Source organism: Pseudoxanthomonas helianthi (assembly GCF_017939625.1).
Classification (GTDB): Bacteria; Pseudomonadota; Gammaproteobacteria; order Xanthomonadales; family Xanthomonadaceae; genus Pseudoxanthomonas_A; species Pseudoxanthomonas_A helianthi.
The window spans coordinates 362,780-379,046 of record NZ_JAGKTC010000003.1; the positions used below are offsets into that span (position 1 = coordinate 362,780).

The 16,267-nt window shown below is 66.2% G+C and carries 19 protein-coding genes; 8 read left to right on the plus strand and 11 right to left on the minus strand.

Features of this window, described 5'->3' with window-relative positions:
• Positions 1-61: 61 nt before the first annotated feature.
• The 5 genes from lolD to J5837_RS13490 form a co-directional block, all read right to left on the minus strand.
• Positions 62-763: a lipoprotein-releasing ABC transporter ATP-binding protein LolD gene (lolD, locus tag J5837_RS13470; RefSeq protein WP_210537280.1), complete on the minus strand. Its 702-nt coding sequence runs from the start codon at positions 761-763 to the stop codon at positions 62-64.
• The gene (locus tag J5837_RS13475; RefSeq protein WP_210537281.1) at positions 756-2,003 is read right to left on the minus strand and encodes a lipoprotein-releasing ABC transporter permease subunit; all 1,248 of its coding nucleotides are present in this window, start codon (positions 2,001-2,003) and stop codon (positions 756-758) included. The genes lolD and J5837_RS13475 overlap by 8 nt, the downstream gene beginning before the upstream one ends.
• 21 nt (positions 2,004-2,024) lie before the next feature.
• On the minus strand, positions 2,025-2,357 hold the full coding sequence (locus tag J5837_RS13480) for a hypothetical protein (RefSeq protein ID WP_244755955.1): 333 nt from the start codon (positions 2,355-2,357) through the stop codon (positions 2,025-2,027).
• A 79-nt stretch (positions 2,358-2,436) separates the two neighbouring features.
• Positions 2,437-2,634, minus strand: coding sequence for an FAD assembly factor SdhE (locus J5837_RS13485; RefSeq protein WP_210537575.1), 198 nt, complete (start codon positions 2,632-2,634; stop codon positions 2,437-2,439).
• Between the two features lie 56 nt (positions 2,635-2,690).
• Positions 2,691-4,013 carry an MFS transporter gene (locus tag J5837_RS13490; protein ID WP_342345549.1) on the minus strand — a complete coding sequence of 441 codons (1,323 nt, stop codon included), beginning with the start codon at positions 4,011-4,013 and terminating at the stop codon, positions 2,691-2,693.
• A gap of 223 nt (positions 4,014-4,236) precedes the next feature.
• Between J5837_RS13490 and cyoA the strand changes: the two genes are divergently transcribed.
• Genes cyoA through J5837_RS13525 form a run of 7 tightly spaced genes read left to right on the plus strand, consistent with a single transcriptional unit; the run spans position 4,237 to position 10,982 of the window.
• Positions 4,237-5,307 carry a ubiquinol oxidase subunit II gene (gene cyoA, locus J5837_RS13495; protein ID WP_210537284.1) on the plus strand — a complete coding sequence of 357 codons (1,071 nt, stop codon included), beginning with the start codon at positions 4,237-4,239 and terminating at the stop codon, positions 5,305-5,307.
• 53 nt (positions 5,308-5,360) lie between these two features.
• Positions 5,361-7,334, plus strand: a complete 1,974-nt coding sequence (gene cyoB / locus J5837_RS13500) for a cytochrome o ubiquinol oxidase subunit I (RefSeq protein WP_210537576.1) — start codon at positions 5,361-5,363, stop codon at positions 7,332-7,334.
• Positions 7,327-7,956 (plus strand): cytochrome o ubiquinol oxidase subunit III, encoded by a 630-nt coding sequence (gene cyoC, locus J5837_RS13505; RefSeq protein WP_210537285.1) that lies wholly within the window; start codon positions 7,327-7,329, stop codon positions 7,954-7,956. The genes cyoB and cyoC overlap by 8 nt, the downstream gene beginning before the upstream one ends.
• A complete protein-coding gene (gene cyoD / locus J5837_RS13510; protein ID WP_210537286.1) occupies positions 7,953-8,345 on the plus strand; it encodes a cytochrome o ubiquinol oxidase subunit IV in 393 nt (130 codons plus the stop codon). The genes cyoC and cyoD overlap by 4 nt, the downstream gene beginning before the upstream one ends.
• A gap of 29 nt (positions 8,346-8,374) precedes the next feature.
• Entirely contained in the window at positions 8,375-9,088 is a 714-nt protein-coding gene (locus tag J5837_RS13515) for an SURF1 family protein (protein ID WP_342345550.1), read from the plus strand.
• 12 nt (positions 9,089-9,100) lie between these two features.
• Positions 9,101-10,450: an ATP-binding protein gene (locus tag J5837_RS13520; RefSeq protein ID WP_210537288.1), complete on the plus strand. Its 1,350-nt coding sequence runs from the start codon at positions 9,101-9,103 to the stop codon at positions 10,448-10,450.
• A complete protein-coding gene (locus J5837_RS13525; RefSeq protein ID WP_244755956.1) occupies positions 10,440-10,982 on the plus strand; it encodes a response regulator transcription factor in 543 nt (180 codons plus the stop codon). The genes J5837_RS13520 and J5837_RS13525 overlap by 11 nt, the downstream gene beginning before the upstream one ends.
• Before the next feature lie 159 nt (positions 10,983-11,141).
• On the opposite strand, the gene J5837_RS13530 is transcribed toward J5837_RS13525, so the two are convergent.
• From J5837_RS13530 to J5837_RS13550, 5 genes are all read right to left on the minus strand, one after another.
• The gene (locus tag J5837_RS13530) at positions 11,142-11,924 is read right to left on the minus strand and encodes a succinate dehydrogenase iron-sulfur subunit (RefSeq protein WP_210537290.1); all 783 of its coding nucleotides are present in this window, start codon (positions 11,922-11,924) and stop codon (positions 11,142-11,144) included.
• Between the two features lie 18 nt (positions 11,925-11,942).
• On the minus strand, positions 11,943-13,733 hold the full coding sequence (gene sdhA / locus J5837_RS13535) for a succinate dehydrogenase flavoprotein subunit (protein ID WP_210537291.1): 1,791 nt from the start codon (positions 13,731-13,733) through the stop codon (positions 11,943-11,945).
• Positions 13,734-13,737: 4 nt separating this feature from the next.
• Positions 13,738-14,133, minus strand: a complete 396-nt coding sequence (sdhD, locus tag J5837_RS13540; protein WP_210537292.1) for a succinate dehydrogenase, hydrophobic membrane anchor protein — start codon at positions 14,131-14,133, stop codon at positions 13,738-13,740.
• Complete coding sequence (gene sdhC, locus J5837_RS13545) at positions 14,130-14,525, minus strand: succinate dehydrogenase, cytochrome b556 subunit (protein ID WP_210537293.1); 396 nt, start codon at positions 14,523-14,525, stop codon at positions 14,130-14,132. The genes sdhD and sdhC overlap by 4 nt, the downstream gene beginning before the upstream one ends.
• 74 nt (positions 14,526-14,599) lie before the next feature.
• Complete coding sequence (locus tag J5837_RS13550; protein ID WP_342345551.1) at positions 14,600-14,800, minus strand: DUF1674 domain-containing protein; 201 nt, start codon at positions 14,798-14,800, stop codon at positions 14,600-14,602.
• A gap of 21 nt (positions 14,801-14,821) precedes the next feature.
• On the opposite strand from J5837_RS13550, the gene ygfZ reads away from it, so the two are divergent.
• On the plus strand, positions 14,822-15,685 hold the full coding sequence (gene ygfZ, locus J5837_RS13555; RefSeq protein ID WP_342345552.1) for a CAF17-like 4Fe-4S cluster assembly/insertion protein YgfZ: 864 nt from the start codon (positions 14,822-14,824) through the stop codon (positions 15,683-15,685).
• A 3-nt stretch (positions 15,686-15,688) separates the two neighbouring features.
• On the opposite strand, the gene J5837_RS13560 is transcribed toward ygfZ, so the two are convergent.
• Entirely contained in the window at positions 15,689-16,240 is a 552-nt protein-coding gene (locus tag J5837_RS13560; protein WP_210537296.1) for an NADPH-dependent FMN reductase, read from the minus strand.
• Between the last annotated feature and the right edge of the window lie 27 nt (positions 16,241-16,267).

The window sequence follows — 16,267 nt, forward strand, 5'->3', positions numbered from 1 at the left end:
GCAGATTCCAGAAAAACCGCCTTCGGGCGGTTTTTTCTTTGCCTGCTACCCGGCGGCTTGCTCAGACTTCCGAAGCCGCCAGCTCCCGCAGCTTGCCCTGGTACAGCTCCAGCACCCGATCCAGCTTGCGCGCCAGGCGCCGGTCATGGGTCACCAGCACCAGGCTGGTGCGCTGGGCGCGATTGAGTTCCAGCATCAGTTCGAACACCGTCGCCGCGGTCTTTTCATCGAGGTTGCCGGTCGGTTCGTCGCCGAGCACGCAGGCCGGCTTGTTGACCAGCGCACGCGCCACGGCCGCGCGCTGGCGTTCGCCGCCGGACAGTTCGCCCGGCTTGTGCGCGAGCCGATGGCCGAGGCCGACCTGCTCCAGCAGCACTTGCGCCCGCTGCGTCGCCTCAGGCACGCCGGCGCCGCCCAACAACACCGGCATCATCACGTTTTCCAGTGCGGTGAATTCCGGCAGAAGGTGGTGGAACTGGTAGACGAAGCCCAGTGACTTGTTGCGCAACGCGCCGCGCGCAGCATTCGAGAGCGCCGACATTTTCTGCCCTGCCACGTATACCTCGCCCGCCGTCGGCGTATCCAGCCCGCCGAGCAGATGCAGCAGCGTGCTCTTGCCGGCGCCGGAGGCCCCGACTATCGCGACGGTTTCGCCAGCCTGGACGCAGAGGTCGAGGCCGTCGAACACCGGCGTGCGCAGCTTGCCTTCGGCGTAGGTCTTGGCCAGCGCCTCGGCGCGGATCGCTTCCCCGGGCTTATTCATAGCGAAGCGCCTCCGCCGGTTGCGTGCGTGCGGCGCGCCAGGCCGGGTACAGCGTGGCGAGGAAGGCCATGGCCAGCGCGACGCAGGCGATCGTCACCACGTCGCTGCTTTCGAGGTCGTACGGCAACCCGGTGATGTAGTACACGTCCGAGGGCAACAGGGTCACGTGGAATACCGCTTCGATCAGTTCCAGGATGCGTTCCAGGTTGATGGTCAGCAGGATGCCGCCGATCACGCCGGACAGCGTACCAATCACGCCGATCAGCAGGCCCTGGACCATGAAGATGCCCATCACCCCGTTCGGACTAAGCCCCAGCGTGCGCAGGATGGCGATGTCGGCCTGCTTGTCGATGACCAGCATCACCTGCGAATTGACCAGGGTGAAGGCACCCATCAGGATGATCAGTGACAACAGGATGCCCATCACCGTCTTTTCCATCTTCAGCGATTGGTACAGGTTGGCGTTCTCGCTGCGCCAGTCGCTGACCCGATAGACATGCCGCAGGCTGCGGGCCAGGTCGATGGCGGTTTCCTGAGCCAGGTCCATGTCGTGCATCTTCAGGCGCACGCCGGTGACGTCGTCGCCGAGGCGCAGCACGCGCTGCAGATCGGTCATGTCGGCCAGGGCCAGGTTGCGGTCGACTTCATTGTGGCCCACGGCGAAGATGCCGCTGACGTGGAAGCGCTTGGTCTTCGGTATCGCCCCGATCGGCGTGCTGAGGGTGTCGCTGGTCATGACCGCGACGTCGTCGCCGACGCCGACGCCCAGCCACAACGCCAGTTCCTGCCCAAGCAAGATGTTGAATGAACCGGGTCGCAGCGAATCCAGGTTGCCCTGCTTCATCTTGTCGGCGATCACCGACACCTTCTTTTCCTGGGCCGGCAGGATGCCGCGGATCATCGCGCCCTGCGGGTCGCGGTTGCCGCTGATCATGCCCTGCACGTCGACGAAGGGCGCCGCACCGGCGACGCGCGGGTCGGCCATCGCCACCTTCACCACGTGCGGCCAGTCGTGCAGCGGTTCGTCGGCGCCGCTGATGGTCGCGTGGGCGGTCATCTGCAGCAAGCGGTCGCGGATCTCGCGCTGGAAGCCGCTCATCACCGACAGCGTGGTGATGAGCACTGCCACGCCCAGGGCGATGCCGATGATCGAGGCCAGCGAGATGAAGGAGATGAAGCCGTTGCGGCGCTTGGCCCGCAGGTAGCGCAGGCCGATGGCGACAGGGATGGGTTTGAACATCAGGACGTGAGCGCCTTCGGGCTATCCCGCGTATGGTGCCATCGCCGGCCGCGAACGCGTAGCCTTGCCCGGCAGCGCGGCCAGACGCAGTTCACGTCGCCGCGCGGCCGGCAAAGTATCCGGCCACCAGGACAGCCGCCCGACCCTGCCGCTGCGTGCGCGCCAGCGAACGAAAGCCAAGGGGCCGCGCCATTCCAGCTGCACGGCCGCCACTGGCTCGCCATCAAGCAATACCGGCGCATCGCTGCCGGGAAAGACCCACTCGCGACGCGCCCGCCGCAACTCGCGCCGGGCGCGCCATCCGCCCCAGGCCAGGACGAACAAGGCCACGGGCCAAGCCAGCGGTCGCGGCATTTCGGAAGCCTGTACGGAAAACGCGGCCAGAACGGCAAGGCCAAGGATCGCGCCCGCCAAGGCGCGCGAGGGACGCCACTCAATCCTGCAGGGTGCGGATGTGTTCGACCAGCGGCTGGAGTGCGGCATCGGGACAGGCCTCGTAGCCCATGAACCAGCGCCAGAGCCTATCGTCTTCGCATTCCAGCAGTTGTAGGAAAACCCCGCGTTGCGCGTCGGAAGATTGCGCCCATTCGCGATCGAGGTATCGATCGAACAGCCGGTCGAGTTCGCGCATGCCGCGCCGGCTGCGCCAGCGCACGCGCTTGAGTTCGACGTCTTCGCCTGCCCCGCTCACTTCGCGGCTTCGCGCTTCATTCGCAGCCAGCGGTTGACGCCGAGCGCGGCCAGCGTGGCCAGTGCGCCGGACAGCAGGTAGGCGCCGACATAGGCCAGGCCGAAGTGCGCGCACAGGCCCAGCGCCACCAGCGGGGCGAAGGCCGCGCCGATCAGCCAGGCGATGTCGTTGCTGAAGGCCGCGCCGGTGTAGCGGTAGCGGTCGCCGAAATTGGCGTTCAGCGCGCCCGCCGCCTGCCCGTAGGACAGGCCCAGCAGGGCGAAGCCGACCAGGATGAACACGTCCTGCCCCACCGTGCCCGCGCCGAGCAGGGTCGGCGCGAAGCCGCTGAACGCAGCGATGCCCACGGCCAGCGCGCCGAGCGTGCGCCGGCGGGTCAGGCGGTCGGCGATGTAGCCGGAAGCGACGATGCCGCCCATCGCGAGGAAGCCGCCGAGGATCTGCACCACCAGGAATTGCGGCACCGACTGGTCGGAGAACAACGCGATCCACGACAGCGGGAAGATGGTGACGATATGGAACAGCGCATAGCTGGCCAGCGCGCTGAACGCGGCGATGGCCACGTAGGGGCCGCGCGCGCGCAGCAGCTCGGTCACGCGCAGCGGCTCGAGCTCCTGTTCGTCCATCTTCTGCGAGTATTCCTCTGTCACCACCAGGCGCAGCCGCGCGAACAGCGCCACCACGTTGATCGCGAAGGCGGCGAAGAACGGATAGCGCCAGCCCCAGTCCAGCACTTCTTCCAGCGGCAGGCTGGCGTAGAGATAGGCGAACAGACCGGCGGCAACGATGAAGCCTGCCGGGGCGCCGAGCTGGCCGAGCATCGCGTACCAGCCGCGGCGCCGCTTGGGCGCGTTGAGCGCAAGCAGCGACGGCAGGCCGTCCCACGAGCCGCCCAGCGCGATGCCCTGGAAGAAACGGAACACCGACAGCAGCACGACCGACAGCATGCCGATCTTGCCGTAGCCCGGCAGGAAGGCGATGCCCGCCGTGCACGTGCCCAGCAGGAACAGTGCGGCGGTCAGCTTGGTGCCGCGGCCCCAGCGGCGCTGGATCCACAGGAACAGCATGGTGCCGAACGGACGCGCGACGAAAGCCAGCGCGAACACCGCGAACGACAGCAGCGTGGCCTCGAGCCTGGTCGACGCGAACGGGAAGAACACCGACGGGAATACCAACGCCGAGGCGATGCCATAGACGAAGAAGTCGAAATATTCTGAGGTGCGGCCGACCACCACGCCGACGGCGATCTCGCCCGGGGCGACTTCGTGGTGGCTTTTCGCACCATGGTCGTGCAGCGTAGTCGTTGACACAGTGTTCACGGGCGAAGGATTCGCGGACATCGGAAGGACCGTTTGGGCCAGAATGGGACGGCGATGCACGGGGCGGGCTGCCGACCATGCTAGCTTCCCACCATCGGCGGCAGCGGACCATAGGACAAAACGTCCAATCGTCCCGCCCGCCCCTGCGGACTAAAGTACACCCATACGACCGCTGCTGCGGTCTTACGGCATCTCTTTAAGGCACGTTCCCAGGCGCCCCGCGATGAACAGAGCGAAAACCTTGATCCAGCGCACGGCTGCGGCAGTGGCCGCCCTGTCGCTGGCCGGCTGCAACACCGTCGTGCTGAATGCGCCCGGCGATGTGGCCGCGCAACAGGGCAACCTGATCGTCGTCGCCACCGTGCTGATGCTGCTGATCATCGTCCCGGTGATCGCGCTGACCCTGTTCTTCGCTTGGCGTTACCGCGCTTCCAACGCCCAGGCCACCTACAAGCCCGACTGGGACCATTCGACCCAGCTCGAACTGCTGATCTGGGCCGCGCCTCTGCTGATCATCATCGCCCTGGGCGCGGTGACCTGGATCACCACGCATACGCTGGACCCGTATCGTCCGCTGGCCCGCCTCGCCCCGGGCAAGCCGGTGCCGGCGGAAACCAAGCCGTTGGTCGTGGAAGTGGTGTCGCTGGACTGGAAGTGGTTGTTCATCTACCCGGAACAAGGCGTCGCCACGGTCAACGAACTGGTCGCGCCGGTGGATCGGCCGATCGAGTTCCACCTGACTTCGTCGAACGTGATGAACGCGTTCTACGTGCCCGCGCTGGCCGGGATGATCTACACCATGCCCGGCATGGAGACCAAGCTGCACGCGGTGATCGACAAGCAAGGCCAGTACGAAGGCTTCTCGTCGAACTATAGCGGCGCCGGGTTCTCGCACATGCGCTTCGGCTTCCGTGCCACCGACGAGGCTGGCTTCGAAAGCTGGGTCGCCGGGGCGAAAGGCGGCGGCGGCGCATTGCAACGCGATGAATACCTGCGCCTGGCCAAGCCCAGCGAACGCGAACCCGTGCGCCGCTACGCCAGCGTGGACGCCGGCCTGTTCGAAGCCATCGTCAACCGCTGTGCCGACGCCAACCGCATGTGCATGAGCGAAATGATGGCGGTCGACGCGCGGCAGACGCCTGCACGCCAGAGGGTCGCACTGCGCACGGCCGCCGATGGCCAGCCGTTCGTGCCTTCGCCGATGTGCGAGGTCGATTCCAAGCCGCTGCTCGCCACCGAGCGGCCCGCCACCACGCGCGTCGCCAGCGCGACGCGCCCCGACCTGGCACCCTGATTCCGGAACCGGACATGTTGGAACAAGCCGCCAAAGCCCCCGAATCCTCCGCCCTGCTCGGTCGCCTGAGCCTGGACGCGATCCCCTACCACGAGCCGATCCTGGTCGCCACCTTCGCCGGCGTCGCCGTCGGCGGCCTGGCGCTGCTGGCCGTGATCACCAAGTACAAGCTGTGGGGCACGCTGTGGCGCGACTGGTTCACCAGCATCGACCACAAGAAGATCGGCATCATGTACATGGTGCTGGGCCTGGTGATGCTGCTGCGCGGCTTCTCCGACGCGCTGATGATGCGCCTGCAGCAGGCGATGGCTTTCGGCGACAACCTCGGCTACCTGCCGCCGCACCACTACGACCAGATCTTCACCGCCCATGGCGTGATCATGATCTTCTTCGTGGCGATGCCGCTGGTCACCGGCCTGATGAACTACCTGGTGCCGCTGCAGATCGGCGCGCGCGACGTGGCCTTCCCGTTCCTCAACAATTTCAGCTTCTGGATGACCGTGGGCGGCGCGGCGCTGGTGATGCTGTCGCTGTTCGTGGGCGAGTTCTCCACCGCGGGCTGGCTGGCCTACGTGCCGCTGTCGGGCATCGAATACAGTCCCGGGGTCGGCGTCGATTACTACATCTGGGGACTGCAGGTGGCAGGCGTCGGCACGACGTTGTCGGGCATCAACCTGATCGCGACCATCGTCAAGATGCGCGCGCCGGGCATGGACCTGATGAAGATGCCGATCTTCACCTGGACTGCACTGTGCACCAACGTGCTGATCGTGGTGTCGTTCCCGGTGCTGACCGCGGTGCTGGCCCTGCTGACCCTGGACCGCTACCTGGGCACGCACTTCTTTACCAACGATCTTGGCGGCAACGCCATGATGTACGTGAACCTGATCTGGATCTGGGGCCACCCGGAGGTGTACATCCTGATCCTGCCCTGCTTCGGCATCTATTCCGAAGTGGTGGCGACGTTCTGCGGCAAGCGCCTGTTCGGCTACAGCTCGATGGTCTACGCGACGGTGTGCATCACCATCCTGTCGTACCTGGTATGGCTGCACCACTTCTTCACCATGGGTTCCGGCGCCAGCGTCAACTCGTTCTTCGGCATCACCACGATGATCATCTCGATCCCGACCGGGGCGAAGATCTTCAACTGGCTGTTCACCATGTACCGTGGTCGCATCCGCCTGGAAGTGCCGATGCTGTGGACGCTGGGTTTCATGGTCACCTTCGTGGTCGGCGGCATGACCGGCGTGCTGCTGGCGGTGCCCCCGGCGGACTTCGTGCTGCACAACAGCCTGTTCCTGATCGCGCACTTCCACAACGTGATCATCGGCGGCGTGGTGTTCGGCCTGTTCGCGGGCATGACCTTCTGGTTCCCGAAGGCGTTCGGCTTCAAGCTGGACCCGTTCTGGGGAAGGATGTCGTTCTGGTTCTGGTTCGCGGGCTACTGGTTCGCGTTCACCCCGCTGTACGTGCTGGGCCTGATGGGCGTGACTCGCCGCCTGAGCCACTTCGACGATCCCTCGCTGCGGATCTGGTTCGTCATCGCGGCGTTCGGCGCCGTGCTGATCGCCATCGGCATCGCCTGCTTCCTGATCGACATCTTCGTCAGCTTCCGCCGCCGCCATGCGCTGCGCGACGCCAGCGGCGACCCGTGGGATGCGCGTTCGCTGGAATGGTCGACCTCGTCGCCGCCGCCGGACTACAACTTCGCGTTCACCCCGGTGGTGCACGACAACGATGCGTGGTGGGACATGAAGCAGCGCGGCTTCCGTCGTCCGCTGCAGGGTTTCAAGGCCATCCACATGCCGAAGAACACCGCCGCCGGCATCGTCCTGGCCGGGTTGAGCACGGCCATCGGCTTCGCCCTGATCTGGCACATCTGGTGGCTGGCGGCAGTGGCGTTCGCCGCGCTGCTGGTGGCCGCCATCGTCCATACCTTCAACTACGACCGCGATTACCACATTCCCGCCGATGAAGTGGTCCGCACCGAAAACGCGCGCACGGAGCTGCTGAACGCCCATGTCTGACGCCATCGCCACCACCCTGCCCGACGGCAAGCCGGTGTTCCTGGATACCGAGGCGCGCCACCATCCGCAGAACGGCACCCTGCTCGGGTTCTGGCTGTACCTGATGAGCGACTGCCTCATCTTCGCCTGCCTGTTCGCGACCTACGGCGTGCTCGGCCGCAACTACGCCGCCGGCCCCACCGGCGCCGAGCTGTTCGACCTGCCGCTGGTCGCGGTCAACACCGCGCTGCTGCTGTTCTCGTCGATCACCTACGGCTTCGCGATGATCGCCATGCAGAACCGGCAGCCGCGCGCGGTGCTGGCCTGGCTGGCGATCACCGGGCTGTTCGGTGCCGGCTTCCTCGGCGTGGAACTGTACGAATTCAACCACCTGATCCATGAAGGCGCCGGTCCGCAGCGCAGCGGGTTCCTGTCGTCGTTCTTCGCCCTGGTCGGCACCCATGGCCTGCACGTGACCTTCGGCATCGTCTGGCTGGTCGTGCTGATGACCCAGGTGGCGAAGACCGGGCTGACCGCGGCCAACCAGCGCCGCCTGCTGTGCCTGTCGATGTTCTGGCACTTCCTCGACGTCGTCTGGATCGGCGTCTTCACCTTCGTCTACCTGATGGGCGTGCTGCCATGAGCGAATCCCACCACGACCACAACCACGACCACGACGCCCACCACGAGGAAGGCGGCCACGCCCACGTGACCCTGCGCGGCTACGTCACCGGCTTCCTGCTTTCGGTGGTGCTGACGGCGATCCCGTTCTGGCTGATCATGGGCAAGGTCATCGCCAATCCGGGCATGGCGGCCGCGGTGATCCTGGCCTTCGCCGCGGTGCAGATCGTCGTGCACATGATCTATTTCCTGCACATGAACACCAAGTCGGAAGGCGGCTGGAACATGCTGGCGCTGATCTTCACCCTGGTGCTGGTGGTCATCACCCTGGCCGGTTCGATGTGGGTCATGCACCACATGAACAGCAACATGATGCCGGCCTCGGCGCACGACATGCGCAACATGCCTTGAGACCGAGGTCGAACGGAGAGGAATGGGGCGTGCGTACCGTCGTTTTCCTCTCCTTGCTGGCGCTGGCGTTCGTCGGATTCTGCTCGCTCGGCGCCTGGCAGGTGCAGCGCCTGCAATGGAAGCGCGAACTGATCGAGCGCGTGGATGCGCGCATCCACGCCCCGCCTGTTCCCATACCGCCGAAGGCCGATTGGCCGAACGTTTCCGCGCCGCGCGACGAATACCGGCGCGTGGCCGTCGAAGGCCGTTACCTGCCCGCCCACGACGCCCGCGTGCAGGCCGTCACCGAGCGCGGCCCCGGGTGGTGGCTGCTGACTCCGTTGCGCACCGATGCGGGCGAGGTGGTGCTGGTCAATCGGGGTTTCGTGCCGAACGACTGGCGCGGCGATGCCACGCCCGCCGGCGACCGCGCGCGCGTCATCGGCCTCTTGCGATTGAGCGAACCGCGCGGCGGCTTCCTGCGCCGCAACGATCCGGCGCGGGATCGCTGGTATTCGCGCGACGTGGCGGCGATCGCCCGAGCGCGGGGACTGGGCGAAGTGGCGCCCTTCTTCGTCGACGCCGAACGCGATGCCTCCGGCCCGGAGTGGCCCGCCGGCGGCATGACCGTGGTGCGCTTCCGCAACCAGCACCTGCAATACGCGCTGACCTGGTTTGCCTTGGCCCTGCTGTCGCTTTACGGCGGTTGGCGCGTGTTTTCGTCCGGGCGACGTTTGCGGCACCATGGCGGCTTCCGCGAATGATCGCCCTGGCCGATGCCGCTTTCCCCCGCCGCCCATCCTGATCTCCCGCCGTCGCGCGGTTCCCAACAGCCTGATCGCTGGTCGAGTGCGGGTCTGCGCAACCTGCAGCAGCTGATCCAGTTGCGCTGGATCGCCGTGGTCGGCCAGGTGTTGGCCATCGCCTTCGTCCATTTCGGCCTGCGCATCGCCCTGCCGCTGGAGCCGATGCTGTGGGTGCTGGCTGCGCTGGTCGCCTATAACGTCGCCAGCCAGTTCGTGCTGAAGCGGCGCAAGCGGGTCGCCAACCGCGCCCTGCTGCTCGCACTGCTGGTCGACGTGGCCACGCTGACCGCGCAACTGCACTACAGCGGTGGGCTGACCAACCCGTTCGTGTTCCTGTTCCTGTTGCATGTGGTGCTGGGCGCGGTGCTGCTGCGCACGGCGGCGAGCTGGGTCGTCGCCGCCGCGACCACGGGTTGCCTGTTGTGGCTGGCGCTGTATCCGGGGCCGGTCACCGTTGCGACCGACTTGTCGCAGGGGCTCGACTCGCTGTACGTGCAAGGCCTGGTAATCTGCTTCGCGCTGGTCGCGGTACTGCTGGTGGTGTTCATCACCCGCATCGGCCGGATCCTGCGCGAGCGCGACGCCCGCCTCGCGGCCATGCGCCAGCGCGCCGCCGAAGAAGAACACATCGTGCGCATGGGTTTGCTCGCCTCGGGCGCAGCGCATGAACTGGGCACGCCGCTTTCGACGCTGGCGGTGATCCTCGGCGACTGGCAGCACCTGCCCCACTTCGCCTCCGATCCCGAACTGCTGCAGGACGTGGTGGAGATGCAGGCGCAGGTGCTGCGTTGCAAGGCGATCGTCACCGGCATCCTGCAATCGGCCGGCGAAACCCGCGGCGAAGCGCCGGAACAGGTGCGCCTGCGCGATTTCTTCGACGAGCTGGCCGAGGAATGGCTGAACACGCGTCCGGTGCAGCGATTCGACTATGCGAACCAATGCGCGGAAAATCCGCTGATCGTCTCCGATGCGGGACTGAAGCAGATGATCGCCAACGTGCTGGACAATGCGCTGGAAGCCTCGCCGAAACGCGTGGCGATGAACGTTGCGCTGGCCGAGGGCGACGTCGTGGTCGAAGTCGCCGACCACGGCCCCGGTTTCGCGCCGGCGATGCTGGCCCAACTGGGCAAGCCCTACCAGTCCAGCAAGGACGAACCCGGCCACGGGCTGGGCCTGTTTCTGTCGGTCAACGTCGCCCGCAGCCTGGGCGGCACCTTGACCGCGCGCAATGCCACGCAGGGCGCCGTGGTGACAGTGACCTTGCCGTTGTCGGCGCTGACGCTCGACGGCGAAGAAGAGGATGCGGACGATGCCGAATGATGGCGACAAGCGGCTGTTGATCGTCGAGGACGATGCCGCCTTCGCCCGCACGCTGGCGCGCTCGTTCGAGCGCCGGGGCTACGCGGTTCGCCAAGCCGACGGGCTGGAGGCCCTGCAGTCCTTGCTCGACGAATTCCCACCCACCCACGCCGTCGTCGACTTGAAGCTGGCCGGCGGCGATTCTGGACTGGCCTGCGTCAAGGCGCTGCACGCGCACGACCCGCAGATGCGCATCGTGGTGCTGACCGGCTACGCCAGCATCGCCACCGCGGTCGAGGCGATCAAGCTCGGCGCGCGCCATTACTTGGCCAAGCCTTCGAACAGCGACGACATCGAGGAAGCGTTCAAGCGCAACGAGGGCGATGCAGAAGTCGGCCTGACCGAGCGCAAGACTTCGATCAAGACGCTGGAGTGGGAACGCATCCACGAGACTTTGGCCGAAACCGGCTTCAATATCTCCGAGACCGCGCGGCGGTTGGGCATGCATCGACGGACGCTTGCCCGCAAGCTGGACAAGCAGCGGATCAAATAGCCAGGACCACCCATGTGGGAGCGACGTAAGTCGCGAAGCTTTTGCATTTCCGTCACCAAAAGCCTCGCGACTTACGTCGCTCCCACGACGAATTTTCTCGCTTGGATAAACAAAAAAGCCCGGCATTGCCGGGCTTCTTCGTTGCGTGCGAACCGATGATCAGGCCGTGCGCGCCAGCATCAGCTTCTTGATCTCGGCGATGGCCAGCGCGGGGTTCAAACCCTTCGGGCAGGTCCGCGCGCAGTTCATGATGGTGTGGCAGCGGTACAGCTTGAACGGATCTTCCAGGTCGTCCAGGCGCGCACCGGTGTCCTCGTCGCGCGAATCGACGATCCAGCGGTAGGCCTGCAGCAGGATCGCCGGGCCCAGGTAGCGTTCGCCGTTCCACCAGTAGCTGGGGCACGAAGTCGAGCAGCACGCGCACAGGATGCACTCGTACAGGCCGTCGATCTTCTTGCGGTCTTCCGGCGACTGCAGGCGTTCGCGGTCTGGCGGCGGCGGGGTCTGGGTGCGGATCCACGGCTTGATCGACGCGTACTGCGCGTAGAAATGGGTCAGGTCCGGCACCAGGTCCTTGACCACTTCCATGTGCGGCAGCGGATAGATCGGTACCTCGGCCTTCTTGCAGTCGTCGATCGCCTTGGTGCAGGCCAGCGTGTTGGTGCCATCGATGTTCATCGCGCACGAACCGCAGATGCCTTCGCGGCACGAGCGACGAAAGGTCAGCGTGGGGTCGATCTCGTTCTTGATCTTGATCAGCGCGTCCAGGACCATCGGGCCGCACTTGTCGAGGTCGATCTCGTAAGTGTCGGTGCGCGGGTTCTGGTCGTCGTCGGGGCTCCAGCGGTACACCTTGAAGGTGCGCACCTTGGTCGCGCCCTTCGCCGGGAAATGCTTGCCCGGCTGGACCTTCGAGTTCTTCGGGAGGGTGAATTCGGCCATGGTCGGTTCTCTCCCGGATCAGTAGACGCGCGGCTTCGGCGGCACCACGGCCACGTCGTCGGTGAGCGTGTACATGTGCACCGGGCGGTAGTCGAAGCTGCAAGTGCCCTTGTCGTCGACGCTGACCAGGGTGTGTTTCTGCCAGTTGGCATCGTCGCGGTCGGGGTAATCCTCGCGCGCGTGGGCGCCGCGGCTTTCGTGGCGCTGTTCGGCGGAGTTGATCGTCGCCACCGCGTTGAGCAGCAGGTTGTTCAGCTCGTAGGTTTCGATCAGGTCCGAGTTCCACACCAGCGAACGATCGGAGACCTTGACGTCCTCGAAGCTGGCGAAGATGTCGGCCATCTTCGTGCAGCCTTCCTGCAGCGATTTCTCGGTGCGGAACACCGCCGCGTCGGATTGCATGGTGCGCTGCATGCGGTCGCGGATCACCGCGGTCGGCGTGCCGCCGTTGGCATTGCGCAGCTTGTCCAGCAGGCCCAGCGCCTTGTCGCAGGCATCGGCCGCCAACGGCTTGTGCGGCGCGTTCGGCTTGATCGTCTCGGCGCAGCGGTTGGCCACCGCGCGGCCGAACACGACCAGGTCGAGCAGCGAGTTCGAGCCCAGGCGATTGGCGCCGTGCACCGACACGCAGGCGGCCTCGCCGATCGCGTACAGGCCCGGCACCACCGCATCCGGGTCGTCGCCGACCTTGCGCACCACTTCGCCGTGGTAGTTGGTGGGGATGCCGCCCATGTTGTAGTGCACGGTCGGCAGCACCGGGATCGGCTGCTTGGTCACGTCGACGCCGGCGAAGATGCGCGCGCTTTCGGCGATGCCCGGCAGCTTCTCGTGGATCACTTCCGGGCCGAGGTGGGTCAGGTCGAGCAGGATGTGGTCCTTGTGCTCGCCGACGCCACGGCCTTCGCGGATCTCGATGGTCATCGAACGCGACACCACGTCGCGCGAAGCCAGGTCCTTGTAGTGCGGGGCGTAGCGCTCCATGAAGCGCTCGCCGTTGCTGTTGCGCAGGATGCCGCCTTCGCCGCGCACGCCTTCGGTGATCAGGCAGCCGGCGCCGTAGATGCCGGTCGGATGGAACTGCACGAATTCCATGTCCTGCATCGGCAGGCCGGCGCGCATCACCAGGCCGCCACCGTCGCCGGTGCAGGTGTGGGCGGAAGTCGCGGAGAAGTACGCGCGGCCGTAGCCGCCGGTGGCCAGCACCACGCCCTGGGCGCGGAACAGGTGCAGCGTGCCTTCGGCCATGTCCAGGGCCAGCACGCCGCGGCACACGCCTTCTTCGTCGAAGATCAGGTCGAGCGCGAAGTACTCGATCATGAAGCGCGCGTCGTGCTTGAGCGATTGCTGGTACAGCGTGTGCAGCATCGCGTGGCCGGTGCGGTCGGCGGCGGCGCAGGTGCGTTGCGCCGGCGGGCCCTCGCCGTATTCGGTGGTCATGCCGCCGAACGGGCGCTGGTAGATCTTGCCTTCCTCGGTGCGCGAGAACGGCACGCCGTAGTGCTCGAGCTCGATGATCGCCGGGATCGCTTCGCGGCACATGTATTCGATCGCGTCCTGGTCGCCCAGCCAGTCCGAACCCTTGATGGTGTCGAAGAAGTGGAAGCGCCAGTCGTCCTTGCCCATGTTGCCCAGCGCAGCCGAGATGCCGCCCTGCGCCGCCACGGTATGCGAGCGGGTCGGGAACACCTTGGTCAGGCACACGGTCTGCAGGCCCTTGGCCGCCAGGCCGAAGGTCGCGCGCAGGCCCGCGCCGCCGGCGCCGACCACGACCATGTCGTACTTGTGTTCGGTGATCTTGTATGCCGACATCGGATCAGTTCCCCAACGCAATGATGACCACGGCGAACACGCTGGCCAGCGCGCCGAGGATGCAGACGAAACGCACGGCGATCTGGGCCAGCACGGCCAGGCCCGCGCTGTGCACGTAATCTTCGATGATCACCTGCAGGCCCAGCTGGGCGTGCCAGAACATCGCCGCCAGGAAGGCGATCAGCAGGGTCGCGTTCCATGGCCGGGCCACCGCATCGCTGGCGGTGAGGTAATCGGCCTGCATCAGGCCGACGACGAACCAGACGAACCAGCAAGAGAGGAAGACCAGCGCGATCGCGGTGATCCGCTGCACGGCGAAATGGTGCACGCCGGTCTTGGCCGAACCCAGGCCGCGCGCGACCTTCAGCGGAGTGCGGAACTTGTCGTTGTTGGCGCTCACGACAGGCCTCCCTGCGCGGCGACCGCGCCCCAGATGATGGCGGTCAGCACCACGCTGCCGATGATCGAAATCCAGCTGTTGCGGACGAAGGCCGGGATGCTGAAGCCGTAGCCGGCGTCCTGCAGCAGGTGGCGGATGCCGTTGACCAGGTGGTATGCGAAGGACCAGGTCCAGCCGATCAGCACGATCCGGCCCAGCCACGATCCCGCGCAGGCCCGCACGCAGTCCCAGGCCTCCGGGCCGGTGACCATCGCCAGCAATGCGGCGGCGATCAGCAAGGCGCCGACGGAGAGGATGATCCCGGTCGCGCGGTGGATGATGGAGGTGACCATCTGGGCCTGCCAGCGGTACACCTGCATGTGCGGGGAAAGCGGACGTGGACGGCTCGCCATGCGCTGCTCGTTGTCTCGGCTGTGCGGGTCAGGCCGAATGCTTCTGCCTGCCTCGCGTGGCTGGGTGACGCTGCTCAGAAGTCGATGCAGCGTCCGTTCTTTTCCCAATCGCCGTAACGCGTCGGCTCGGGGCCGTCGCGTCCGCCCAGCTCCCTGGGCAGGCACGTTTCCTTCGGCACATCGCCTTCGACGGGCTTCTGCGTTGCAGGAACGGCGTCGACGGAATGCTCGGAGACGGGAGGTGTTTCGCCTATCATGATGATCTCGCAACGCACAAAATTTTAATCCCCGCCCCCGTGGCTGACAACCTGCCCCTGCCGGAACCCGCTTTTTTCGCCCTGCCCGACCATACGCTGGTCGGCCTGCACGGCACGGAAGCCGCGGCTTTCGCCCAGGCGCAATTCGCCAACGATGTCTCGCAACTCGCCAGCGGCCAGTGGCAATGGAACGCGTGGCTGACGCCCAAGGGCCGGGTGATCGCACTGTTCGCACTGCTCAGGCGCGCCGACGACGACTTCCTGCTGCTGGCGCCGGATTACCCCGCCGAGGTGCTGGCGGCGCAGCTGGCGCGCTTCGTCTTCAGACGAAAGTTGAAGATCGCCGCCCGCCCCGACCTGCATGTCAGCGGCAGTTTCTCCAGGCCCATGGCGGCACGCGGCGCGCAGGCGGCATCCGACGGCGAATCGCTCGAGCTGGATTTCGGCGCCGACGGCGGCCCGCGCACGTTGCGCATCGACACGACGCGGGCCGCCGAAGACGCGCAGGCACAAGCGCGCTGGTTCGCCTTCGACCTGCTTCATGGCCTGCCGCGCCTGCCGGAATCGCAGCGCGAGCAATGGACCCCGCAACAGCTGTCGCTGGAACGGCTGCCGGCCTTCAGCGTGAAGAAAGGCTGTTATCCGGGCCAGGAAATCGTCGCCCGCACCCACTTCCTCGGCAAGGCCAAGCGCGGGCTGGTGGCGTTGGGTGCTGCCGCGCCGATTCCCACCGATGCGGAAATCGAACTCGACGGTTCGCCCATCGGCAAGATCGTGGCCGCTTCACCGGGCGAACCGTACCTCGCGCTGGCGGTGTTGCCGCTGGAGCACGCGGCTGGCGCGCTTGGCGCCGCCGGGCTCGGTTTGAACGACATCGGCCTGCGCGACGGCCTGACGCGCTGAGCGTCAGGCTGGCCTGCGTATCCAGGCCTCGAAGCGATCGAGGAAACCCTGCAGGAACTTGCGGGTGCGCTCGTCCGCGATGTTGCCCTCGGCGTCGATCAGCCCTTCCTTGAACTGCAGCGCGATTTCGGGCTGCGGCAATACGGCCACGTTGACCGCCGACAGCACGTTGCGCAGGTGCTGCTGCGCGGAAACCGTGCCGTGCGCGCCCTGGGAAGTACCGATCACCGCTGCGTACTTGCCGGCGAACGAGTTCTTCCCGGCCGGCCGCGAGCCGGTGTCGATGGCGTTCTTCAGCACACCCGGAACCGAGCGGTTGTATTCGGGCGTGACGATCAGCAATGCGTCCGCCGCTTCGATCTGCTGCTTGAAAGCCAGACCGGCAGCCGGGAAATCCGCATCCTGGTCCTGGTTGTACAGCGGGAGTCCGCCGATACCGGCTTCGGTGAATTCGAAACGATCTCCGGCCAGTTTTTCCACCGCGCCCGCGAGCTGTCGGTTGAACGAATCCTTGCGCAGGCTGCCGATGACGACTGCGATCTTGGGTTTGCTCATGGCTTTGCCCTTCTCGAATGCGATGGC

What these genes read in the sequence shown, in the direction of transcription:
- lolD (WP_210537280.1), bottom strand. Translation starts at nt 763, where the DNA reads ATGAATAAGCCCGGGGAAGCGATCCGCGCCGAGGCGCTGGCCAAGACC.
- J5837_RS13475 (WP_210537281.1), bottom strand. Translation starts at nt 2,003, where the DNA reads ATGTTCAAACCCATCCCTGTCGCCATCGGCCTGCGCTACCTGCGGGCC.
- J5837_RS13480 (WP_244755955.1), bottom strand. Translation starts at nt 2,357, where the DNA reads ATGCCGCGACCGCTGGCTTGGCCCGTGGCCTTGTTCGTCCTGGCCTGG.
- J5837_RS13485 (WP_210537575.1), bottom strand. Translation starts at nt 2,634, where the DNA reads ATGCGCGAACTCGACCGGCTGTTCGATCGATACCTCGATCGCGAATGG.
- cyoA (WP_210537284.1), top strand. Translation starts at nt 4,237, where the DNA reads ATGAACAGAGCGAAAACCTTGATCCAGCGCACGGCTGCGGCAGTGGCC.
- cyoC (WP_210537285.1), top strand. Translation starts at nt 7,327, where the DNA reads ATGTCTGACGCCATCGCCACCACCCTGCCCGACGGCAAGCCGGTGTTC.
- cyoD (WP_210537286.1), top strand. Translation starts at nt 7,953, where the DNA reads ATGAGCGAATCCCACCACGACCACAACCACGACCACGACGCCCACCAC.
- J5837_RS13520 (WP_210537288.1), top strand. Translation starts at nt 9,101, where the DNA reads ATGCCGCTTTCCCCCGCCGCCCATCCTGATCTCCCGCCGTCGCGCGGT.
- J5837_RS13525 (WP_244755956.1), top strand. Translation starts at nt 10,440, where the DNA reads ATGCCGAATGATGGCGACAAGCGGCTGTTGATCGTCGAGGACGATGCC.
- J5837_RS13530 (WP_210537290.1), bottom strand. Translation starts at nt 11,924, where the DNA reads ATGGCCGAATTCACCCTCCCGAAGAACTCGAAGGTCCAGCCGGGCAAG.
- sdhA (WP_210537291.1), bottom strand. Translation starts at nt 13,733, where the DNA reads ATGTCGGCATACAAGATCACCGAACACAAGTACGACATGGTCGTGGTC.
- sdhC (WP_210537293.1), bottom strand. Translation starts at nt 14,525, where the DNA reads ATGGCGAGCCGTCCACGTCCGCTTTCCCCGCACATGCAGGTGTACCGC.
- J5837_RS13560 (WP_210537296.1), bottom strand. Translation starts at nt 16,240, where the DNA reads ATGAGCAAACCCAAGATCGCAGTCGTCATCGGCAGCCTGCGCAAGGAT.